Source organism: Rhizobacter sp. J219 (assembly GCF_024700055.1).
Classification (GTDB): domain Bacteria; phylum Pseudomonadota; class Gammaproteobacteria; order Burkholderiales; family Burkholderiaceae_C; genus Rhizobacter.
The window spans coordinates 2,905,931-2,924,601 of the sequence record NZ_JAJOND010000001.1; the positions used below are offsets into that span (position 1 = coordinate 2,905,931).

An 18,671-nucleotide genomic window follows, 5' to 3' on the forward strand; every position below is an offset into this window, starting at 1 on the left:
TGCTTCGGCGGCCAGAGTGCGGCCGGCAGGCGATACGACGGACGCCCATGATTCGGCATCGCCGTGGCGTCGGGCTTGTACAGAACGGTCGCGTTGCTGCGGGTTAACCCGGCAGGCGGGGGAGCCTCACAGCCCGCGCAGGAAGTCGATGAGCAGGCGGCTGACCTCGTCGGCCCGCTCGCGCTGGATCCAGTGCCCGGCCCCGGGCAGGATGTGGCAGCCGCGCAGGCCGGGCAGCGTCTTCGGGTAGGCCTCGACCTGCGCCTTCGATGCCGGGAAGCGCATCACGCCGTCGCGCTCGCCGGCGATGAAGAGCGAGGGCTGGCGGATCGGGCAGCCGCGCCAGGGCATGGTGAGCCCCAGTTGCGCCGCAGGTTGCGGTACCAGTTGAGCCCGCCGCGGAACCCGGCGCGCTGGAACTCGCCGGTGTAGTGGTCGAGGTCGGCCTCGGTGAGCCAGGGCAGCGGTCGGTCGGGCGCAACGGTGTTGTCGAGCATGCCCTTGCCGGGGGCGAGCACGCTGAAGCCCTTGCCCTCGGGGCCATCGCCCGAGGCGCTGAAGTAGAGGCGGCGCAGGCTGTCGCGCACGTCGCGTTCCAGCTCGGCCTCGGCCACGCCGGGCGCCTGGAAATACTGCATGTAGAAGGTCTTGATGCCGCCCTTGTCGAGCGAGGTCAGCAGGTCCACGCGCCCCGGCGGCGCATACGGCACGCTCATGCCGGCCACCGCACGGAAGAGATCGGGCCGCAGCAGCGCGCAGTGCCAGGCGACCGGCGCGCCCCAGTCGTGGCCGACCACCACCGCCTGCGTCGCGCCGAGCGTGTGCACCAGCTCGACGATGTCGCCCACCAGGTGGAGGATGGTGTAACTGGCGACGTCGGCCGGCGCTTCGGTGTCGCCGTAGCCGCGCATGTCGGGTGCCACCACGCGGAAGCCCGCGGCCGCGACCGCCTCGAGCTGGTGGCGCCAGGAGTACCACGACTCGGGCCAGCCATGGCAGAAGACCACCAGCGGCTGGCCGGCTTCCCCGGCTTCGGCGACCCGCATGCGGATGCCGTTGACCTGGTGGTGCGAGAAGGTGATCGTCATGCGTCGCTCCTGAGGAATGCGCACTCTAGGTCACCGGCGGTGACCCTCTTGTCACCTTGGCGGCTTGCTCAGGAGCCGGCGCCGGCGCCCGCCATGCGCAGTCCGAACAGTTCGGCGATGGCCTGCCGGTACTGCGCCTGCCCCACCGCGTTGGTGTTGTGGTGCGAGCCACCTTCCACCAGCACGAAGCGCTTGGGCTCGCGCGCCCGTTCGTAGAGGGTCTGGCCGAGCTTCGAAGGGATCAGCGAATCGTTGCTGCCGTGCACCACCAGCAGCGGCGAGCCGACCTCGGCCACGCGCGAGGCGGAGTCGAAGCGCTGGGTGATGAAGGGCGACACCGGCAGCCAGCCCCAGCGGAAGGTGCTCACCACGTCGGCGATCGACGTGAAGCTGCCTTCGACGATCAGGCCCGCTTCGTCGCGCACATGCGCCGCGAGCTGCACCCCGATCGCGCCGCCCAGCGAGTGGCCGAAGATGAAGCGGCGCTGGTTCGGGTACTGCGCGCCCAGCCACTCCCAGGCGGCACGAGCATCTTCGGCGGCCATCTCTTCCGAGGGCAGGCCCTTGCTGCTGCGGCCGAAGCCGCGGTAGTCGACGCCGAGCACCGCGAAGCCCAGCTCGTGCATGCGGCGCATGCGCGGCGCGCTGCCGCGCACGTCGTAGCGCGCGCCGTGCAGGTAGAGCAGCACGGGGGCGTTCGGGTCGTCCTGCGGCAGCCACAGGCCGTGCAGCTTGACCGGCTCGCCCGAGCGGGCGCCGACCTTGGAGTCGAACTCGATCCAGGTGTCGTGCATGCCCTCGGCGGCGGCCAGCCCGCCGGCCCAGGTGCGCTCGCTCGGCTGGAAGATCCAGCTGCGCTGGCGTTCGTCGAGCGTGGCGCAGCCCATCTGCGCACCGAGCACCACCAGGACGACGCCGGCCAGCGTGACCATGCGGCGGAAAGACAGACGAACAGGTGCTGGGGCGGCCATGGACGAGATGGTGTCACGCCGACAACGTTGTCGGCAGCGTTCGGACAACGCCAACCCGTGCCGAGTTCCGCAGCCTGCGCCGAAATCAGGGCAACTTCCACACACCGTCGCCGACGACGAAGACCTGCTGCCCCTCTTCACGCGCCACCTCCCACCCGCCGGTGAACTCGCCGAAGGCCGGCAGCAGCAATTGCTGCGCATCGAGCAGGAAGCACGGCAGGCGCAGCCGGTCGCGGCCACGGCCGTACAACCGCACGACCGGGTGCACATGGCCGGCAAGCGCGAGCGCGCCCGGCACTGCCTGGGGGTGATGACAGGCCGCCAGCGGGCCGATCGAGAAGGGCTCGTCGACGACGGCCAGGCCGAGCGAGGCGGGCGGGTCGCCGGCGCGACGGTCGTGGTTGCCGCGCACCAGCGTGACGTGGAGCGTGGGGAAGGCCGCCCGCCACGCGGCGAGTGAGCCCAGCACCGAGGCGGTCAGCGCCTCGGGCGCATGCACGAAGTCACCCAGCACCACCAGCGACTCGGCGGCGTGCTCGCGCAGCAGCGCTTCCAGGCGGTCGAGGTTGCCGCGTGTCGTGCCGGCCGGCACCGGCTGGCCGCCCTGGCGGAAGGTGGCCGCCTTGCCGAGGTGCAGGTCGGCGATGAAAAGCGTGCGCCGCGCCGGCCACCACACGGCCCGGCCGGGCAGCAGCCAGAGCGTCTCGCCCGCCGCCTGCACGCTGAGGTGGCGCGTGCTCATCGGGCCGCCCGCCGCCGGCGCGGCGCACCCGGCTCGCGCCGGGACGGCGTGGCGGCGCCAAAGGCGAGCGTGCCGCGCACGGCTTGCGCATCGCGCGACGTGCCGTCGGCCCCGGCCGCCCGTTCCAGCTGCTCGACCATGCGCGCGATGCGATCGGCCACGCTCTCGTTCGACAGCTGCTCGCGGAAGCGCTCCACCATCAGCGGGAAGGCAAACGGCGTCGGCCGCGCCGGCTGCATCAGCACCAGCCGCTGGCCAGCCATGCGCGCAAGGCTCGCCTGCAGGCGGCCGATCTCCAGCTCCTGCGCGAGCACCTCGGCCTCGGCCTGCTGCAGCAGCCGGTTCTCCGGGTCGTACTTGCGAAACACCTCCCAGAAAAGCGACGACGAGGCCTGCAGCTGCTTGCTGCTGCGCCGCTCGCCGGGGAAGCTCTGGTAGATGAGCCCCGACACGCGGGCGATCTCGCGAAAGCGGCGGCGGGCCAGCTCGCTCGCGTTCAGGCTCGCCAGCACCTCGTGAAGCAAATCGTCGCCCGGTGCCAGCAAGCCGGGCAGCACGGCCGGCCAGTCCACCGCCTCGGCGCAGAGCAGCTCCAGACCGTAGTCGTTGAACGCCATCGAGAAAGTGCGGGGGCTCTGCCGCGCGACGCGCCATGCGATCAGGCTCGCCAGGCCCAGGTGCACATGGCGGCCGGCAAAGGGATAGAGGAAGAGATGGTGGCCCTCGCGCGTGGCCAGCACCTCGGCCAGCAGCGTCTCGGGCGTCGGCAGGGCCGACCATTGCTGCTGCAGCGCGAGCAGCGGCCTTGCGCACTGCAACTCGGGGCTGTCGAAGCGGCCAGCCGCGGCGAGCGCGAGCTGCTCCACCATCGCCTCGGCGAGCGTGGTCGACAGCGGCATGCGCCCGCCGTTCCAGCGCGGGATGGCCGCCTGCCGGCCACTCGCGCGCCGCACCCAGGCCGTCATCTCGTGGGTGCGCACGAGCTCCAGCTGGCGGCCGGCGAAGAGAAACACGTCGCCCGGCTTGAGCCGCGCGATGAAGCCCTCTTCCACGCTGCCGAGCTTGGCGCCCGCGAGGTATTGCACCGTGAGGCTCGCGTCGCTCACGATGGTGCCGATGTTGGCGCGGTGCCGGCGCGCCAGCCGCGCATCGGGCACGCGCCACACCCCCGCGTCATCGGGCACCGCACGGCGGTAGTCGGGATAGGCCCCGAGCGAGGGCCCGCCCTGCTGCACGAAGGCGAGGCACCAGGCCCAGCTCTCGCGCGACAGGTGGGCATAGGCCGCGGTGCTGCGCACCTCGTCGTACAGGTCGTCTGCGACGAAGCCGCCACCGAGCGCCACGGTCACCAGGTGCTGCACCAGCACGTCGAGCGGCTGCGCAGGCGACTGGCGCGACTCGATGTGCGCGGCCGCCACCGCCGCGCGGGCCGCCGCACCCTCGACCAGCTCGATGCTGTGCGTGGGCACGAGCGTCACGCGAGACAGGCGCCCCGGCGCATGCCCCGAGCGCCCGGCGCGTTGCAGCAGGCGCGCCACGCCTTTCGGCGAGCCGATCTGCAGCACACGCTCGACGGGCAGGAAGTCGACGCCGAGGTCGAGGCTTGCGGTGCACACCACCGCGCGCAGCTCGCCGTTCTTCAGGCCCAGCTCGACCCACTCGCGCACACCCCGGTCGAGCGAGCCGTGATGGAGCGCGATCACGCCTGCCCACTCCGGGCGTGCCTCGAGGATGGCCTGGTACCAGGTCTCGGCCTGCGAGCGTGTGTTGGTGAAGACGAGCGTGCTGACGCTCGATGCGATCTCGTCCACCACCTGCGGCAGCATCGTGAGCCCCAGGTGCCCGGCCCACGGGAAGCGGTCGGCACGCGGCGGCAGCAGGCTGTCGATGGCGAGCGCCTTCTCGATGCGGCCGCGCACCAGCCGCCCACCCGCATGACCGAGCAGCGTGTGCATCGCTTCGTCCAGGTTGCCGAGCGTGGCCGACATGCCCCACACCGCGAGCGCCGGCACCCAGCGCTTCAGGCGTGCGAGCGCGAGCTGCACCTGCACGCCGCGCTTGTTGCCGAGCAGCTCGTGCCACTCGTCGACGACCACCATGCGCACGCTGCCCAGCACCTCGCGTGCATCGGCACGCGCGAGCAGCAGCGACAGGCTCTCGGGCGTGGTGACGAGCGCCGAGGGCAGGCGCCGGTCCTGAGCGCTGCGCTCACCCGCCGGGGTGTCGCCGCTGCGCACACCGACCGTCCACGGGGAGACGGCGGCCAGCTCGGCGAGCGGCTGTGCGAGCGAGCGCAGCGTGTCGGCCGCCAAGGCGCGCATCGGCGTGATCCACAACACCGTGAGGGCCGGGGCCTTCTTCGACGGCACCATGTGCGCCATCAAGGCCCCGAGCCACACCGCGTAAGTTTTACCGGCCCCGGTGGTCGCATGCAGCAGGCCCGACTCGCCGTCCGCCACGGCCCTCCACACCTCGCGCTGGAAGTCGAACGGGGTCCAGCCGCGTGCGGCGATCCATGCGAGCAGTGGCCCCTCGACCTCGGGCGACCTTGCCCCGGCGGGGCCTTTGGCCGCAGCCTCACAATCGCTGCCGCCTTCACGTGAGAGATTCGCCATGCAAGTCCTCAAGCGTCACAACGTCCAAGTCATCGGCAGCGGCCCCACGACCGTCATGTTTGCCCATGGCTTCGGCTGCGACCAGAGCATGTGGCGACTGCTCGCCCCCGACTACGCCAAGCGCTACCGCGTGCTGCTGTTCGACCTGATGGGCATGGGAGGTTCCGACCTCTCGCGCTACGACCGCGCGAAGTACGACACGCTGCAGGGCCATGCCGACGACGTGCTCGAGATCCTCGACGCCACCGACTCCGAGAAGGCGGTCTTCGTCGGGCATTCTGTCAGCGCGATGATCGGCATGCTGGCCGACCTGAAGTCACCGCAGCGATTCGAAGGGCACGTGATGGTGGGGCCCTCGCCCTGCTACATCAACGATGGCGACTACGTCGGCGGCTTCGAGCGCAGCGACATCGAATCACTGCTCGACACGCTGGAGAGCAACTACCTCGGCTGGTCGAGCAACATGGCGCCGGCCATCATGGGTGCACCCGACCAACCCGCGCTCGGCACCGAGCTGACCAACAGCTTCTGCCGCACCGACCCCGAGATCGCCAAGCACTTCGCCCGCGTGACCTTCATGTCGGACAACCGGCGCGACCTGGCCGGCTTCAAGGCGCCGGCGCTCATCATCCAGTCACGCGACGACCTGATCGCGCCCCTGGCGGTGGGCGACTACCTGCACCGCCAGTGGCCGCAAAGCCTGCTGCGCGTGGTCGACAACGTGGGCCACTGCCCGCACCTGAGCGCCCCCGGCCCCTGCGCCGACGCGATGGACGAGTTCCTCGCCTCCATCGGCCGCTGAGCATGGACGGCGACGGCGCGGAGCACCCCCGCCCGCGGACGCGCAGCTTTACGACGGCGCTGCCTGCGGCCTGCTGCTGACGCGTGGCGACGGCCTCATCGTCAAGGCCAACACCACCTTCTGCCGCTGGCTCGACCATGCGCCGGAAGCACTCGTCGGCCACAAGCGCCTGCAGGACCTGCTCACCATGGGCGGGCGAATCTTCCACCAGACGCACTGGGCCCCGTTGCTGCAGATCCAGGGCTCGGTGGCCGAGGTGAAGCTGGAGATGTGCCGCCGCAACGGCACGCGCATCCCGATGATGATGAACGCCCTGCGGCGCGAGCATGCGGGCCAGGTGCACCACCACATCGCCGTCTTCGTCGCCGAAGACCGCCACAAGTACGAGCACGAATTGCTGCTCGCGCGGCAGAAGGCCGAAACGCTGCTGCAGAAGGAGCGCGAGGTGGCGCTCTTCGCCGAGCAGATGATCGGCATCGTGAGCCACGACCTGCGCAACCCGCTGACCGCGATCGAGGTCGGCGCGCACCTGCTGCGCCGTGGCGCGCTCACGCCCCAGCAGCAGTCCGTGCTGGGGCGCATCGTCAACTCGTCGCACCGCGCGCACCGCCTCATCGCCGACCTGCTCGACTTCACCGTCGCCCGCGTGGGCAGCGGCCTGGCCATGCGCCCGACACGCGTCGAGCTGCACGAACTCGTGGGCGAGCACTGCGTCGAGCTGTCGACGAGCTTTCCCGACACCCGTCTCGTCCACCAGAAGGAAGGGCACGGCAGCGCCGACGTCGACGCCGACCGCCTGGCGCAGCTGGTCGGCAACCTCGTCGGCAATGCGGTGGCCTACGGCAACCCGGCCCTGGCGGTGACGATCACCTCGATCGTGCGCCCCGACGATGTCTCGGTGTGCGTGCACAACTTCGGCACGCCGATCCCCACGGACCTGCAGCAACGCCTCTTCGAGCCGATGGTGCGCGGCACCTCGGCGACGCGCTCGCAGCGCAGCGTGGGGCTCGGTCTCTTCATCGTGCGTGAGATCGCGCGGGCCCACGGGGGCGACATCACGGTCAGCTCGTCGGCGTCAGAGGGCACGACGTTCTGTGCGACCTTTCCGCGTCACGCCCCCGACCCGTCGCCGGCCGCGGCACCTGTGGCGCCCTGACCAGACGCCCTCTCCTGCACGGTGCCCTGCACCGCCTGCTGCAAGGCATCGAGCAGGTCGTCGAGCCCATACGGCTTGCGAAGCTCGCGCACGTCGGCCCGCGTCTGCTGGGTGTTGTAGCCGGTGGCCACCACCGCGGCCATCGCCGGCACGTGGGCACGGGCCCACTCCACCAGGTCCAGGCCGGAGAGTGCCCCGGGCATCACGACGTCGGTGAAGAGCACGTCGAAATCGGTTCGCGAACGCAGCACCGCCTGCGCCTGGTCGGCCGAGATGCAGTGCATGACCTCGTGCCCGCCCTCGCGAAGCGCCGGCACGACGACCGACGAGACCAGCGAGTCGTCCTCGATCATCAGGATGCGCAGGCTGCGGCCGTCGAGCCGGGTGGTCGCCCCAGGCGTGGCGCCCGCTTCCACCAGATCGGTGAACGGCAGCAGCAGCGTCACGCAGGTGCCCTCGCCGACGACGCTGTCCAGCCGCGCATCGCCGTTGGACTGGCGCGCGAACGCGAGCACCTGCGCGAGGCCGAGGCCGGTGCCGGCGCCCACCGGCTTGGTGGTGAAGTAGGGGTCGAAGGCGCGTTCACGGGTTTCGGGCGTCATGCCCGATCCGTTGTCGCGCACCTGCAGGCTCACATACCCCGTGCCAGGCAGCGCGGCGCTTTCCTGCGCCGTGGCCACTCGGGCGGTGATGCCGATGGCGCCCCCGTCGGGCATGGCGTCGCGGGCATTGAAGATGAGGTTGAGCAGCGCAAGTTCGAGTTGCGCCGGGTCGACCAGCACCCGCGGCAGCCCCGGCTCGATCTCGGCCGTGAGCTGCACCCGCTCGCCCACTGCCTTGCGGGTGAGCTCCTGGGTCTGCAGCACGAAATTGAGCAGGTCGACCGGCTGGGGCTTGAGCGGCTGCGTGCGCCCGAAGGTCATCATCTGCTTCACCAGGTCGGCCGCCTTGCCGGTGGCGCGCATCGCGGCTTCGAGGAAACGCCGGTGCGGTACCTCGGCCGCGGTGTGGCGGTCGACGATGTGCAGCCCGGTGCTGATGGTCTGCAGCAGATTGTTGAAATCGTGCGCCAGGCCGCCGGTGAGGCGGCCGATGGCCTCGCGCTTCTGGCCTTCGAGCAGCGCGGCCTGGGCCTGCCGCGCCTGGTCGACGGCGCGTGCCACTTCCTTCTGCAAGGTGAGCGTGGCCTCGTGCGAGCGCTGGCCGGCGAGCGCCAGCGCGCGGCTCACGTCGTCGAGCTCGCGCACGCCGGTGGCCAGCACCTCGGGCACCTGGTCGCGCCCGAGCAGGGCCGCCGAATCCTGCAACGCGACGATCGGCTTGCCGACCTTGCGGGCAAGGAGCACCGCCAGCCCGAGACCGATCAAGAGCAGCGCCCCGGCCGCGGCCAGCGTCTGCGCGGTGAGCCGGCGCGCCGACTCCGCCAGCGAGGCACGCGGCAGTGCGAGCACCACGTTCCAGCCATGGCGGTTGGGCGGCGACACGTAGGTGAGCGAGGGCACGCCGTCGAGCGTGACCGTCTCGCCGAAGCTGCCCACGCCGGCCCGGGCGCGCTGCTGGATCTCGGGGCTGGCCTGGCGGCCCACCCACTTCTTCGGGTCACGGCTGCGGGCGATGATGAACTGCTCGTCGTTGAGGACCGACGCCAGGCTGGTGAAGGGAGGCACCTTGGCGATCAGCCCCTGCACCACCGCGGGCGAGAAGGAGACGCCCACGTTGTAGACCACCGGCCCGCCGCCGCGCACCGGCGCATAGGCCACCAGCACCGGCTCGTGCGTGAGCAGGCTGCGCTCGGAAAAGAAGACGCGCGGCGCGTCGGTCACGAAGGGCGCGGACGGCCGCGTGATCGGGGTGTAGCGGTCGAAGGGTGCGCGTGTGTTGAGCCGCTGCTGATGGCGGTCGACGACCACCACCCAGTTGCCCGTGTCCTGCATCGCGGCGCTGGCTTCGTCGTGGAAACGGCCGAAGTCGCCATCGAGCAACGTGCGCGAGGCACTCAGCGTGCTGGCAATGGCCATGCGCCTGTCGAGCTCCACCTCCACCAGCGTATTCAGGCTCTCCGCAAAACGCTCGATCCCGTGCCGGGCGTCATCGGTTTCGCGCAGATAGGTCGAACGCGCGAGCAGCGCAAAGCCCGCCACCGCCGGCAACCACACCGCGAGCACCAGCAACAGGAGAAAGGTCCGAACGCTCACGCAGGAGGCAAGGCAGGGAGATGGAACGCCCCGCACGCTATCAGAGTTTCAGGGCAGGTGCTGCCGTGCGGTCAGGGGTGTAGGCCCATCCATGCCGCCATCGTGTCGGCCAGCGAGGCGAGCACCTGCGCGTCGGTGCGGCCGCTGCGCACGCGCACGTGGAACGCGTGGTCGGCATCGTCTTCCAGCGCGAGGGTGGCGCGCGGCGACAGCGGCGACAGCACCTCGCGCAGCAGCGCCAGGTCAGCCAGCGCATCGCGCGTGCCCTGCAGGAAGAGCATCGGCACCTGCACCTGTGAGAGGTGGGCCGCGCGCGTCATGCTCGGCTTGCCGGCCAGGTGCAGCGGGAAGCCGACGAAGACCAGCCCGCGCACGCCCGGAAGCGGGGAGGCGGCCTGCGCCTGCGAGCTCATGCGCCCGCCGAAGGACTTGCCACCGGCGAAGAGCGGCAGCGCCGGCCACTGGCGATGTGCCGCGGCCACCGCCGCACGCACCGCCGCCTGCGCGACCGCGGGCACGTCGGGCCGCTTGCCGCCCTGCTCCATGTACGGGAACTGGAAACGCAGCGTCGCGACCCGGCGCTCGGCGAGCCGGTCGCTCAGCTGGGACATGAACGCGTGGTCCATGCCCGCGCCCGCGCCATGCGCGAACACATAACCCGCGGTGGCGTCGGCCGGCGTCATGCACAGGCCCGACACGGCGCCGGCACCGGGCACCTCGACGCGGATCGGCTCGGGCGTGGTCATGCGGCAAGCATCGCACGCGGGCAAGACCCCGGGCGCCAGCGCGGGCTCGCCATCGGCGATACCCTGCGCGCACAGCAGCCCCCTGCCGGCTGCAGGAGCAGACCATGCACCGACGCGCACTTCTCCTCGCCGCCAGCGCGTGCGCCCTGCCGGCGCGTGCCGACGAAGCCGTCGCGCGCCGGCTGGCGGCCGGCGGCGTGGTGATCGCCTTTCGCCACGCGCTCGCGCCGGGCACCTTCGACCCACCGGGCTTCCGCCTCGACGACTGCAGCACGCAGCGCAACCTCAATGACGACGGCCGCGCCCAGGCGCAACGCATCGGCGCCTGGTTCCGCGAGCGCAAGCTCGTGCCGGCCGCGGTGCGCACCAGCCCCTGGTGCCGGTGCGTGGACACCGCTCGCCTGGCCTTCGAGCGGGCCGAGGCCTGGCCCGCGCTCGGCTCGCCCCGCGCGGGCACCGAGTCGGTCAACGCAGCGGCCTTGCGCGAACTGCAGCAGGCGCTCGTGACCGCGACGCGCCAACGCGGCCGCTTCGAGGCCTGGGTGACGCAGCAGTTCGTGCTGACGGCACTCGTCGGCGGTGGCGTCGGCTCGGGCGAGGGGCTGGTGCTCGGCGTCGATGGCGACCGGCGGCCGCAACTGCTCGCGCGGCTCAACATCGCCTGAGACGGCGTGAACGATCAGGCAAGCAGCTTGTAGAGATAGGAGCGCGAGATGCCGAGCTGTTCGGCCGCGCGTTTCTTGTTGCCGCCGCGGCGGCACGGGCAGCAGCTTGATCTGCACGTCCATCGGGATGTCGCCCACCTCGTGGCGCAGGCGCTGCATCGCCTGGCTGTCGCCGACGAGTTCAGCGGTGGCTTCGCGCGACTCGCGCAGGCCATCGAGCTCGCGCCGGCAGCACTCCAACAGCGAGCGCAGCTGGTTCATCTCGTCGGCCCCGGCCACCTTCGGCAAGCGCATCGAGCGCGAAGTGGCCGCCTGGGGTGCGGTCATTCAGCGTGAGGCCGTCTCGCTCGATTGAGTTGATTTATGGTGATGCGCATGAGCACACGGCGCATCACCCTCCCCTGCGGCGAAACCGTCCCGGCCCTCGGCCAGGGCACCTGGAACATTGGCGACGACCCGGCCCGGCGCGCCGCCGAGATCGCCAGCCTGCGACGCGGCCTCGACCTCGGGCTCACGCTGGTCGACACCGCCGAGATGTACGGCGACGGCCGCTCCGAGCGGCTCATCGGCGAGGCCATCGCCGGGCGGCGCGACGAGGTCTTCCTCGTCAGCAAGGTCTACCCGCACAACGCATCGAAGCGTTCCATGGCGGCCTCGTGCGAGGCGAGCCTCAAGCGCCTGAACACCGACCGCATCGACCTCTACCTGCTGCACTGGCCGGGCAGCGTGCCGCTGGCCGAGACGGTGCAGGCGTTCGAGGCCCTGCAGCGCGACGGCAAGATCCGCCACTGGGGCGTGAGCAACTTCGACCTGCGCAAGATGAAGTCGCTGCACGCGCTGCCCGGCGGCACCGCGGTGCAGGCCAACCAGGTGCTCTACCACCTGGGCGAGCGCGGCATCGAGTGGGAGCTGGCGCCGTGGCAACGCGAGCGCGGCGTGCCAGTGATGGCCTACTCGCCCACCGACCAGGGCCGGCTGCTGCGCGACCCGGGCCTTGCGTCCTTCGCCGTGCGCACCGGCCGCACGGCCGCCCAGGTGGCGCTGGCGTGGCTGCTGGCACGCGAGGCGATCGTGATCCCGAAGACGGGCCACGCCGCGCGCGTCGAGGAAAACGCCGCGGCCCTCGACAAGCCGCTCACGGCCGAGGAACTGCACGAACTCGATGCGCTCTTCCCGCCGCCCGACGGGCCCGGAGCGCTCGCGATGCTCTGACGGGAACGTCGGTTGCCGCAGCCCCTCACCCAAAGCTGCAGTACTGAACGGCCCTTCACCCACCGCGGCCCGCCGCAAGGAGAGTCCCATGGCCATGACCTCGACCCGCATTGCAGGCGCCGCAGCCCTTGCGGTCACCCTCGGCACCGCGAACGCCGCCTGGATCGGCTTCGAAGACCTGACGATGACCGTGTACCCGGACAGCTGGTGGACGCCCTATGTGCAGCCCATCGATCCACAGGCCTATGCGGCCCAGGGGGTGACCATCCAGGGCGGATGGCTGTGGCCGGCCGACGGCCCGACCGGCCAGAGCATGCGGGTGTCGGACGACACGGTGATCACTTTCGCCAGCGCGAGCCTGCCCACCCATGTGAGCCTGCACCTGCGCTGGCTGCCCGAAGACATCCTCGACATCCGCGCGTCGGGCCCGTCGGGCTACACCGACAACTTCCACATCTGGGGCTACGAACACGGCCCCTCGGCGCCGCGCGATTTCGGCAACCAGCGCATCAGCTTCACTTCCGCGAACGGCATCTCGTCGATCTCGTTCGCCGACTCCGGCTTCATGCGGTTTCCCGCCTACGTGGACAACATCTGGTACGGCAACGTGGCCGCCGTGCCGGAACCTGCGCCGCTGCTGCTCGCCGGCGTGGGCGTGCTGGCCCTGTGGGCACGGCGCCGGGCCACGCGCAACCGGAGCGCGTGACACACCAACACGTCGCGCACAAGCGTGTGAAGTACGAGATCACGAACCCAGGCCCGCGCGTCGAAGCGATCGGGGCGCACAGCGGCTATCGCATCCGACTGTCTACCCTGGCCCGCTCACCGGTGGGCATGTGGCCGGTGAGCGTGCACGTGCGGGGTTCGGAGAGCGAAGACGAGGTGGAAGTCGACGTGCCGCCCCGCCACCACGCCGACGTCACCGAGGCCCTGGACCACGGCTACGACTGCGCGGTGCTGTGGATCGATGCGGTCGACCACCGCCTCTAGGTCACTGCAGGGTGAGCTCGATGTACCCGGCGGTCGGCGCCGAGTTCGCCCCCACCACCACCGCCAGCGGGCTGCCCTGCATCACGAAGAGCGTGCCGTTGTCGCTGATGCGCACACCGGCGCGGATGCCGGCAGGCGGGGTGCCCGCCAGGGCCGCCAAGGACGCCGTGTCGGCGAAGTTGTTGCCGTTGGCACGCAGGCCCGCGATGTCGTAGTTTGTGTTGGTGAGCATCGTGGTCGCCCAGTTGCCCAGGGTGCTGGCGCCGACGAACGTGCCCCCAGCGAGACCCGCGGTCTCGGGCAGGCCGATGCGGAAGCTCGGCACGCCGCCCGTCGGCGTTTCCGCGCGCAGGTAGACGAGCAGGTTGCCCGAGCGCGCCACGCGGAAGCGGATGGTGTCGTTGTGGGCCGCGTCGACGCCGGTGATCTCGCTGCCGTTGAAGCTGAGCGCGTAGGTGTAGACCGAAGCCGACGGGCAGGTCGCGATCGAGTAGATGACGATGTCGGTGCAGCTCTGCAGCGTGCCGCCCACGAAGCGCGACGAGAAGATGCGCGACGCATTCGGCGTGCTGCCGGTGAGGTTGATGCCCATGCCGTTGAAGGTGTGCGTGAGCCCGGCCGTCGAGGTGACGAACTGGCGGGCGGCGACGAAGCTCGTGACGCCGCTGCCGAAGTCGAAGCCGCCCACCACCAGGTCGGTCGCGGTGCGGAAGCGGTCGTTGCCGGTGCCACCGAAGGTGTAGCTGCCGCCCCCGGCGGTGAAGCCGCCCTGCACGTCGATGCCGTTGCCCTGCATGCGGTAGGTGCCGCTGTCAAAGTTGACCGTCAACTCATACACGCGCGCGTTCGCCGCATAGGCGAGGTAGGTGCCGTTGCGTGGGTCTCCGAAGCCGGGGCCGGAACCGGAACCGCCGTCACCGCCACCGCCGCAGCCGGCGAGCGCCAGCACCCAACACGCACCTACCCATCGCATCCACTTCGTCACACGCAACTCCTTCTTGATGACGGCTCACCGGGCCCCATGGCCCGCCGCCGGCGCAGTCTACTGGGACCGAAAGCCCTACGCCGCCGCACTCGGCCGCGCCGACACGCGCGCATGCCAGGCGTGCAGGTGTGGCGTGTCGGCCGGCATGTCCAGGCCGACGAACTTCGCGAAGTCGACGGTCGTGAGGCCGATGACGTCGGCCATGGTGTAGCGGCTGCCGGTGACGAACTCGCGGCCTTCCAGCTCGCGGTCCAGCCACTGCAGCGCCTTCGCGTAACGCTCGCGGTTCGATTCGCCGTAGTCCTTGTACTGCGTGCCCAGCCGCGCGGTGTAGGGGTGGGTGTGCACCCAGACCGCGCCCACCGGCGTCATCACCGTCAGCTCTATGCGGCGGATCCACATGTCGACGTGGGCCCGCTCGAGCGCACTGCTGCCGAAGAGCGGCGGCGCGGGGTGCAGCTCCTCGAGGTAGCGGCAGATCGCCACGCTCTCGCTCAGGTGCGTGCCGTCGTCGAGTTCGAGCACCGGCAGCTGGCCCAGGCTGTTCTTCTGCCGGAACTCGGGCGACTTGTGCGCACGGTCGCGGATCGACACGTCTTCGAGCGGCACGCTCACGCCCTTCTCGGCCAGGAAGATGCGCACGCGGCGCGGGTTGGGCGCAGGGATGGGGGCGTTGTAGAGCTTCATGCGTGGGTCTCCCGTGGTGGTGTGTGCGAAGGCCATGCTTGCAGCAAGCGCCACCAGCGGCTGTCACCGAGGCGATGCACCGCACCCGGGCAAGCCCCTACAAACGAAACACGCGCCACGACGCCACGCAACGCCACGAAACGCGGGTGAAACGGCCCCAGCCGAGACTGCCGGCATGTCTCGATCCACGCCCTCTTCCCGCCCCCTGTCGTCGCAGCACGTCCCGGTGCGCCGCCTGGGCATGGCCTGCTGCGCCTACCTGCTCGCGTTCGCCGCCGCCGTGCTCGCGTGGCTGGCCCTGGGCGACACGGTGCTCGGCGGCCGCCTCGACGCCGAAACCTACGGCGCCTGCGCCCTGTTGCCGCTGGCCGGCCTGGCCCTGCTCTGGCGCGACGTCGGCGATGCGCGGCGCTACACGCTGCACATGCTTGCGGCCACGCTCGCCGGCCCCATCGTGCTGCTGTTCTGGGCCGGCTCGCTCGACCACCCCGCCGACACCACGACGCCCGGGCGCCCGGTGCTCGATGCCGAGCAACTGGTGCGCGGCGCCGCCGACGTGCAAGACGAGCGGCTGCAGGCCGGCGGCATCGTGCTGGTGCGCGCGGCGCGCTTCGACGACGGCACCGAGCTGCGGCTCACCCGTTTCATCGACGCGTATGCCGCCGCTCGCTACGCCACGCTGCTCGCGCAGGGCATGCCCTCCGAGCCCTTCACCGACGCGGGCCGCCAGGGCCGGCGGCTGGTCGGCGTGGGCCCGACCTTCGTGCTGATCGAACAGCACGGCCCCGATCTGCTGGACCTGCGCGCCCGCGACATGGCCAGCGGCCTGGCCCGCCTGGCCGCGCAGCAGGTGCCGGCACCGGCTGCGCCGCAAGGTGACCGCAGCGCGAGCGAGCCGACGCCGCAGTGGCCGTTCTTCGCCGCGATGGCGCTTGCCCATGCGCTGGCGTTTCTTGGTCTGCTCGCCTGGGGCAGCCACCACACCACCCGCGTGCCCGCGCGCCGTGGCGCCCCGGTGGCCACGCCCGAGCAGTTGCGCGCACGGCTGCTCTCGCTCGGCCGCCCGGGTGGGCCTTTCGACATCAGCGAAGCGGCGACGGCCGAGGGTGCCCCGCTGCTGCGCGTCGAGGCCTCGCACGACCCGCACCGCAGTCACCAGATCACGCTGCGGCTCGACGCCGCCCGCGGCTGCGTGCATGTCCACGAGACGCTGCGCGTCAACGGCGACGCCCCACGCGACGACGACGAAGCCCGCATGGCGCCCATCGGCGGCGAGTGGGGCGACTGGCACGGCGCGGCCGGCCCCGATGCGCAGTACGTGTGGACGTCGGCCTGGCAGGCCACGCTCATCGACAGCCACCGCCTGCAGGCCGTGCCGCTGATGCTGCACGCCCACCATGCGGAGCTGCCGCGCCGCCATGCCGCCACGCTCGACGGCGAAGGCGTTCTCACCGTGCTGTGCGCGCTCGTCACCCGCTCGGGCTGGCACTGGCAGCCGCGGCTGTGGGGCCGCCAGGCCTGAAGCCGCTCAGCGGCCCCGAATCAGTCGCCTCTATTCGCCCGGCACCCCGAACGCCGCGACGAACGCCTCGACGAAACGCGCCGAGCCGGTGAGCGTGAGCGTCACGCTGTGCCAGTCTCCCGCTTCCACGTGCACCTGCAGGTCGTGGTCCCAGTCCATGCCGTCATCGGCCGGGCCATGCGTGTGGGGGAACGCGCGCCACGCCCAGTCGAGCACCTGTTGCACCTCGGCCAACACCGCCGCGTGCTGCGCGGCCGGGGTGGAGGCCAGGGCTTCGAGCGTGGTGACGCCGTCGTCGTTGTCACTGAGGTCAAAGGTCAGGTAGTGCATGGGTGCAACGGTGGGCAGGACAAGCGCGATTGCAGCCGGCTGCAAACTGCGGCATGGTCGCTCATCCGCCATGAAGCCGCTTCCCGACCTGCCGCGCGACGACGCGTTGCGCCAGCGCATTCAGCGCCACCTGCAAGATTTTCCGGTGCAGCGTGCGCCCGCCAGCGTGACGGGCGATCCGCTGCACACCGCGGCGGTGGCGCTCGCCATCGTCGACGAGGGGCCCGGGGCCGGCCTGCGCGGCCTGCCCACGCCCACGGCCTGGAGCACGCAGGCCGCCCTGCTGCTCACCCGGCGCTCGGCGCAGCTGCGCCGCCACGCCGGCCAGTGGGCGCTGCCCGGCGGCCGGCTCGACGCCGGCGAGACCCCCGAACAGGCCGCGCTGCGCGAGATGGCCGAAGAGGTCGACCTGGTGCTCGATGCCAGCGCCGTGCTGGGCCGGCTGGACGATTTCGTCACCCGCTCGGGCTTCGTCATCACGCCGGTGGTGGTGTGGGCCGGCGCCGCCCGCGGCTCAGGCCCAACCCGCAGGAGGTGGCAAGCGTGCACCGCATCCCGGCGGCGGAGTTCTTGCGCGCCGATGCACCGCTGCTCGACCGCATCGCGCAGAGCGAGCACGAGGTGCTGCGCATGCCGGTGGGCGACGACTGGATCGCCGCGCCCACCGCGGCGCTGCTGTACCAGTTCCGCGAGGTGTGCCTGGAGGGCCGCGCCACGCGGGTGGCGCACTACGAGCAGCCGCTCTTCGCCTGGAAATAAATTGCCGTCAGACCTGCATCGGCGGCTGCATCAGGTCGGCGTCGAAATCCATCAGCACGCTGGCCAGCTCCAGCCGCCGCCACAGCGCCGGGCGCATCTGCATGATGGCCTCGGGCGTCTTGGCCTGGGCCACCCACGCGCTGATCTCGGCGTGCTGGTCGGCCGTGAGCAGGTGCAGGGCCAACATCTCGTCCAGTGTCTGCATGGTCCACCTCCTGAAAACAGCTGCAGCAAATCTCGCGCCTGCCGCATTCTGAGGTCGCGCGTGAAACGGCGCAGAGGGCCCTCTATTCGGCGGATTGCCCCGTGACGGGGGCGTGAAGATTCACAGCACGGGGGCTCCTGCCCCGCCGACCACCGGAGATGTGCAGTGTTTCGCGAGCAAGCCCGATTGCGTGACCAGATCGTGTTCATGGAGGTGACTGAAAACCACCACGTCAAGATGAACGCCAAGCGCTACCTGACCGCCGCCCGCACCGCGCGCGAGATCGTGGAGCGCGAACTGGGCGACCTGCAGATGCGCGAATTCGCCATCCGCGAGCTGCCGGCGCTGCAGGTCACCGCCGAGAACATCTATTTCGACAGTTACGGCTGTTTTGCCGACCTCGACGGCAGCGGCCACGCGGCCCTGGCACAACGCGTGGCCGATGCGCTGATCGAGCGCCTCAGCGCTGCGCCAGCAGCGCGCGGATAACCGCCTCCGTCCGCTCGTATTCCCCTTCGCCGAAGTGCTTGTAGCGGATGCGGCCCTTCGCATCGATCAGGTAGGTGGCCGGCCAGTACTGGTTGGCATAGGCCTTCCAGGTGGCGTAGCGGTTGTCCTGTGCGACCGGGTGGCGCACGCCCAGGCGCTTCATCGCCGCAGCCACGTTGTCGGCCGAACGCTCGAAGGGGAACTCGGGCGTGTGCACGCCGACGATCGTCAGCCCCTGCGGCGTGTAGGCCTCGGCCCAGCGGTTCACGTGCGGCAGGGTGCGCTGGCAGTTGATGCAGGCGAAGGTCCAGAAGTCGACCATCACCACGCGGCCGCGCAGGCCGCTCATCGTGAGCGCATCCGAATTCATCCAGCGCTCGATGCCGGTGAACTCGGGCGCGGCGCCGAAGTCGGGCAATGCCGCTGCGTTGACCTGGGCGTGTGCCGTCGGGGCGGCCGCAGCCGCGGCCAGGGCCAGCAGATGACGTCGGGAGAGTCGGAGGTTCATGTCG

General features: G+C 71.0%; 23 protein-coding genes and 2 pseudogenes. 11 read left to right on the forward strand and 14 right to left on the reverse strand.

The features are described 5' to 3' along the window. Positions 1–126: 126 nt before the first annotated feature. The 5 genes from LRS03_RS13360 to LRS03_RS13380 form a co-directional block, all read right to left on the reverse strand. A complete protein-coding gene (locus LRS03_RS13360; RefSeq protein ID WP_257825969.1) occupies positions 127–351 on the reverse strand; it encodes an alpha/beta fold hydrolase in 225 nt (74 codons plus the stop codon). Then, positions 285–1,088, reverse strand: coding sequence for an alpha/beta fold hydrolase (locus tag LRS03_RS13365; RefSeq protein WP_257825971.1), 804 nt, complete (start codon positions 1,086–1,088; stop codon positions 285–287). Before LRS03_RS13365 ends, LRS03_RS13360 begins: the two co-directional genes overlap by 67 nt. 68 nt (positions 1,089–1,156) lie before the next feature. Next, a complete protein-coding gene (locus LRS03_RS13370) occupies positions 1,157–2,020 on the reverse strand; it encodes an alpha/beta hydrolase (protein ID WP_257825972.1) in 864 nt (287 codons plus the stop codon). 124 nt (positions 2,021–2,144) lie between these two features. Then, positions 2,145–2,801: a ligase-associated DNA damage response endonuclease PdeM gene (pdeM, locus tag LRS03_RS13375; protein ID WP_257825973.1), complete on the reverse strand. Its 657-nt coding sequence runs from the start codon at positions 2,799–2,801 to the stop codon at positions 2,145–2,147. Then, positions 2,798–5,416: a ligase-associated DNA damage response DEXH box helicase gene (locus LRS03_RS13380; protein ID WP_257825975.1), complete on the reverse strand. Its 2,619-nt coding sequence runs from the start codon at positions 5,414–5,416 to the stop codon at positions 2,798–2,800. Before LRS03_RS13380 ends, pdeM begins: the two co-directional genes overlap by 4 nt. On the opposite strand from LRS03_RS13380, the gene LRS03_RS13385 reads away from it, so the two are divergent. Both LRS03_RS13385 and LRS03_RS13390 read left to right on the forward strand, forming a co-directional pair. Beyond that, complete coding sequence (locus LRS03_RS13385) at positions 5,415–6,218, forward strand: alpha/beta fold hydrolase (protein WP_257825976.1); 804 nt, start codon at positions 5,415–5,417, stop codon at positions 6,216–6,218. The genes LRS03_RS13380 and LRS03_RS13385 overlap by 2 nt on opposite strands. 187 nt (positions 6,219–6,405) lie before the next feature. After that, positions 6,406–7,374 carry a sensor histidine kinase gene (locus tag LRS03_RS13390; RefSeq protein WP_257825978.1) on the forward strand — a complete coding sequence of 323 codons (969 nt, stop codon included), beginning with the start codon at positions 6,406–6,408 and terminating at the stop codon, positions 7,372–7,374. Here LRS03_RS13390 and LRS03_RS13395 read toward each other — a convergent pair. Both LRS03_RS13395 and LRS03_RS13400 read right to left on the reverse strand, forming a co-directional pair. Continuing rightward, positions 7,329–9,569 (reverse strand): ATP-binding protein, encoded by a 2,241-nt coding sequence (locus tag LRS03_RS13395; protein WP_257825979.1) that lies wholly within the window; start codon positions 9,567–9,569, stop codon positions 7,329–7,331. The two genes, LRS03_RS13390 and LRS03_RS13395, sit on opposite strands and share 46 nt — an antisense overlap. 71 nt (positions 9,570–9,640) lie before the next feature. Next, positions 9,641–10,315, reverse strand: a complete 675-nt coding sequence (locus LRS03_RS13400) for an alpha/beta hydrolase family protein (RefSeq protein WP_257825980.1) — start codon at positions 10,313–10,315, stop codon at positions 9,641–9,643. 104 nt (positions 10,316–10,419) lie between these two features. Here LRS03_RS13400 and LRS03_RS13405 point away from each other — a divergent pair, with 104 nt between their 5' ends. Further along, a complete protein-coding gene (locus LRS03_RS13405; protein ID WP_257825981.1) occupies positions 10,420–10,980 on the forward strand; it encodes a histidine phosphatase family protein in 561 nt (186 codons plus the stop codon). 14 nt (positions 10,981–10,994) lie between these two features. On the opposite strand, the pseudogene LRS03_RS26930 reads toward LRS03_RS13405, so the two are convergent. Further along, positions 10,995–11,072 (reverse strand): annotated as a pseudogene (locus tag LRS03_RS26930) (helix-turn-helix domain-containing protein); the annotation flags it as partial. A gap of 35 nt (positions 11,073–11,107) precedes the next feature. Between LRS03_RS26930 and LRS03_RS13410 the strand changes: the two are divergent. The 4 genes from LRS03_RS13410 (at position 11,108) to LRS03_RS13425 (ending at position 13,182) form a co-directional block, all read left to right on the forward strand. Then, positions 11,108–11,335 carry a hypothetical protein gene (locus LRS03_RS13410; protein WP_257825982.1) on the forward strand — a complete coding sequence of 76 codons (228 nt, stop codon included), beginning with the start codon at positions 11,108–11,110 and terminating at the stop codon, positions 11,333–11,335. Positions 11,336–11,355: 20 nt separating this feature from the next. Further along, entirely contained in the window at positions 11,356–12,192 is an 837-nt protein-coding gene (locus LRS03_RS13415; RefSeq protein ID WP_257825983.1) for an aldo/keto reductase, read from the forward strand. An 88-nt stretch (positions 12,193–12,280) separates the two neighbouring features. Beyond that, complete coding sequence (locus tag LRS03_RS13420) at positions 12,281–12,898, forward strand: PEP-CTERM sorting domain-containing protein (protein WP_257825985.1); 618 nt, start codon at positions 12,281–12,283, stop codon at positions 12,896–12,898. Further along, positions 12,895–13,182 (forward strand): hypothetical protein, encoded by a 288-nt coding sequence (locus LRS03_RS13425; protein ID WP_257825987.1) that lies wholly within the window; start codon positions 12,895–12,897, stop codon positions 13,180–13,182. The genes LRS03_RS13420 and LRS03_RS13425 overlap by 4 nt, the downstream gene beginning before the upstream one ends. A 1-nt stretch (position 13,183) precedes the next feature. On the opposite strand, the gene LRS03_RS13430 is transcribed toward LRS03_RS13425, so the two are convergent. Then, positions 13,184–14,167, reverse strand: a complete 984-nt coding sequence (locus LRS03_RS13430; protein ID WP_257825988.1) for a hypothetical protein — start codon at positions 14,165–14,167, stop codon at positions 13,184–13,186. Positions 14,168–14,242: 75 nt separating this feature from the next. Next, the gene (locus LRS03_RS13435; RefSeq protein WP_257825989.1) at positions 14,243–14,854 is read right to left on the reverse strand and encodes a glutathione S-transferase family protein; all 612 of its coding nucleotides are present in this window, start codon (positions 14,852–14,854) and stop codon (positions 14,243–14,245) included. Positions 14,855–15,029: 175 nt separating this feature from the next. Between LRS03_RS13435 and LRS03_RS13440 the strand changes: the two genes are divergently transcribed. Further along, positions 15,030–16,376 (forward strand): hypothetical protein, encoded by a 1,347-nt coding sequence (locus tag LRS03_RS13440; RefSeq protein ID WP_257825990.1) that lies wholly within the window; start codon positions 15,030–15,032, stop codon positions 16,374–16,376. A 30-nt stretch (positions 16,377–16,406) separates the two neighbouring features. Here the strand turns inward: LRS03_RS13440 and LRS03_RS13445 are convergent, their stop codons facing one another. After that, positions 16,407–16,706 (reverse strand): hypothetical protein, encoded by a 300-nt coding sequence (locus LRS03_RS13445; RefSeq protein ID WP_257825991.1) that lies wholly within the window; start codon positions 16,704–16,706, stop codon positions 16,407–16,409. A gap of 61 nt (positions 16,707–16,767) precedes the next feature. Then, a complete protein-coding gene (locus LRS03_RS13450) occupies positions 16,768–17,025 on the reverse strand; it encodes a hypothetical protein (protein ID WP_257825992.1) in 258 nt (85 codons plus the stop codon). Between the two features lie 15 nt (positions 17,026–17,040). Here LRS03_RS13450 and LRS03_RS13455 point away from each other — a divergent pair. Both LRS03_RS13455 and LRS03_RS13460 read left to right on the forward strand, forming a co-directional pair. Further along, positions 17,041–17,121: pseudogene (locus tag LRS03_RS13455) on the forward strand (NUDIX domain-containing protein); the annotation flags it as partial. Between the two features lie 128 nt (positions 17,122–17,249). Next, the gene (locus LRS03_RS13460) at positions 17,250–17,465 is read left to right on the forward strand and encodes a hypothetical protein (protein ID WP_257825993.1); all 216 of its coding nucleotides are present in this window, start codon (positions 17,250–17,252) and stop codon (positions 17,463–17,465) included. A gap of 7 nt (positions 17,466–17,472) precedes the next feature. On the opposite strand, the gene LRS03_RS13465 is transcribed toward LRS03_RS13460, so the two are convergent. Further along, complete coding sequence (locus LRS03_RS13465) at positions 17,473–17,670, reverse strand: hypothetical protein (protein WP_257825994.1); 198 nt, start codon at positions 17,668–17,670, stop codon at positions 17,473–17,475. Between the two features lie 207 nt (positions 17,671–17,877). Between LRS03_RS13465 and LRS03_RS13470 the strand changes: the two genes are divergently transcribed. Continuing rightward, positions 17,878–18,159 (forward strand): hypothetical protein, encoded by a 282-nt coding sequence (locus tag LRS03_RS13470; RefSeq protein WP_257825995.1) that lies wholly within the window; start codon positions 17,878–17,880, stop codon positions 18,157–18,159. Here LRS03_RS13470 and LRS03_RS13475 read toward each other — a convergent pair. Continuing rightward, positions 18,131–18,667, reverse strand: a complete 537-nt coding sequence (locus tag LRS03_RS13475; protein ID WP_257825996.1) for a thioredoxin family protein — start codon at positions 18,665–18,667, stop codon at positions 18,131–18,133. The two genes, LRS03_RS13470 and LRS03_RS13475, sit on opposite strands and share 29 nt — an antisense overlap. Positions 18,668–18,671 lie beyond the last annotated feature (4 nt).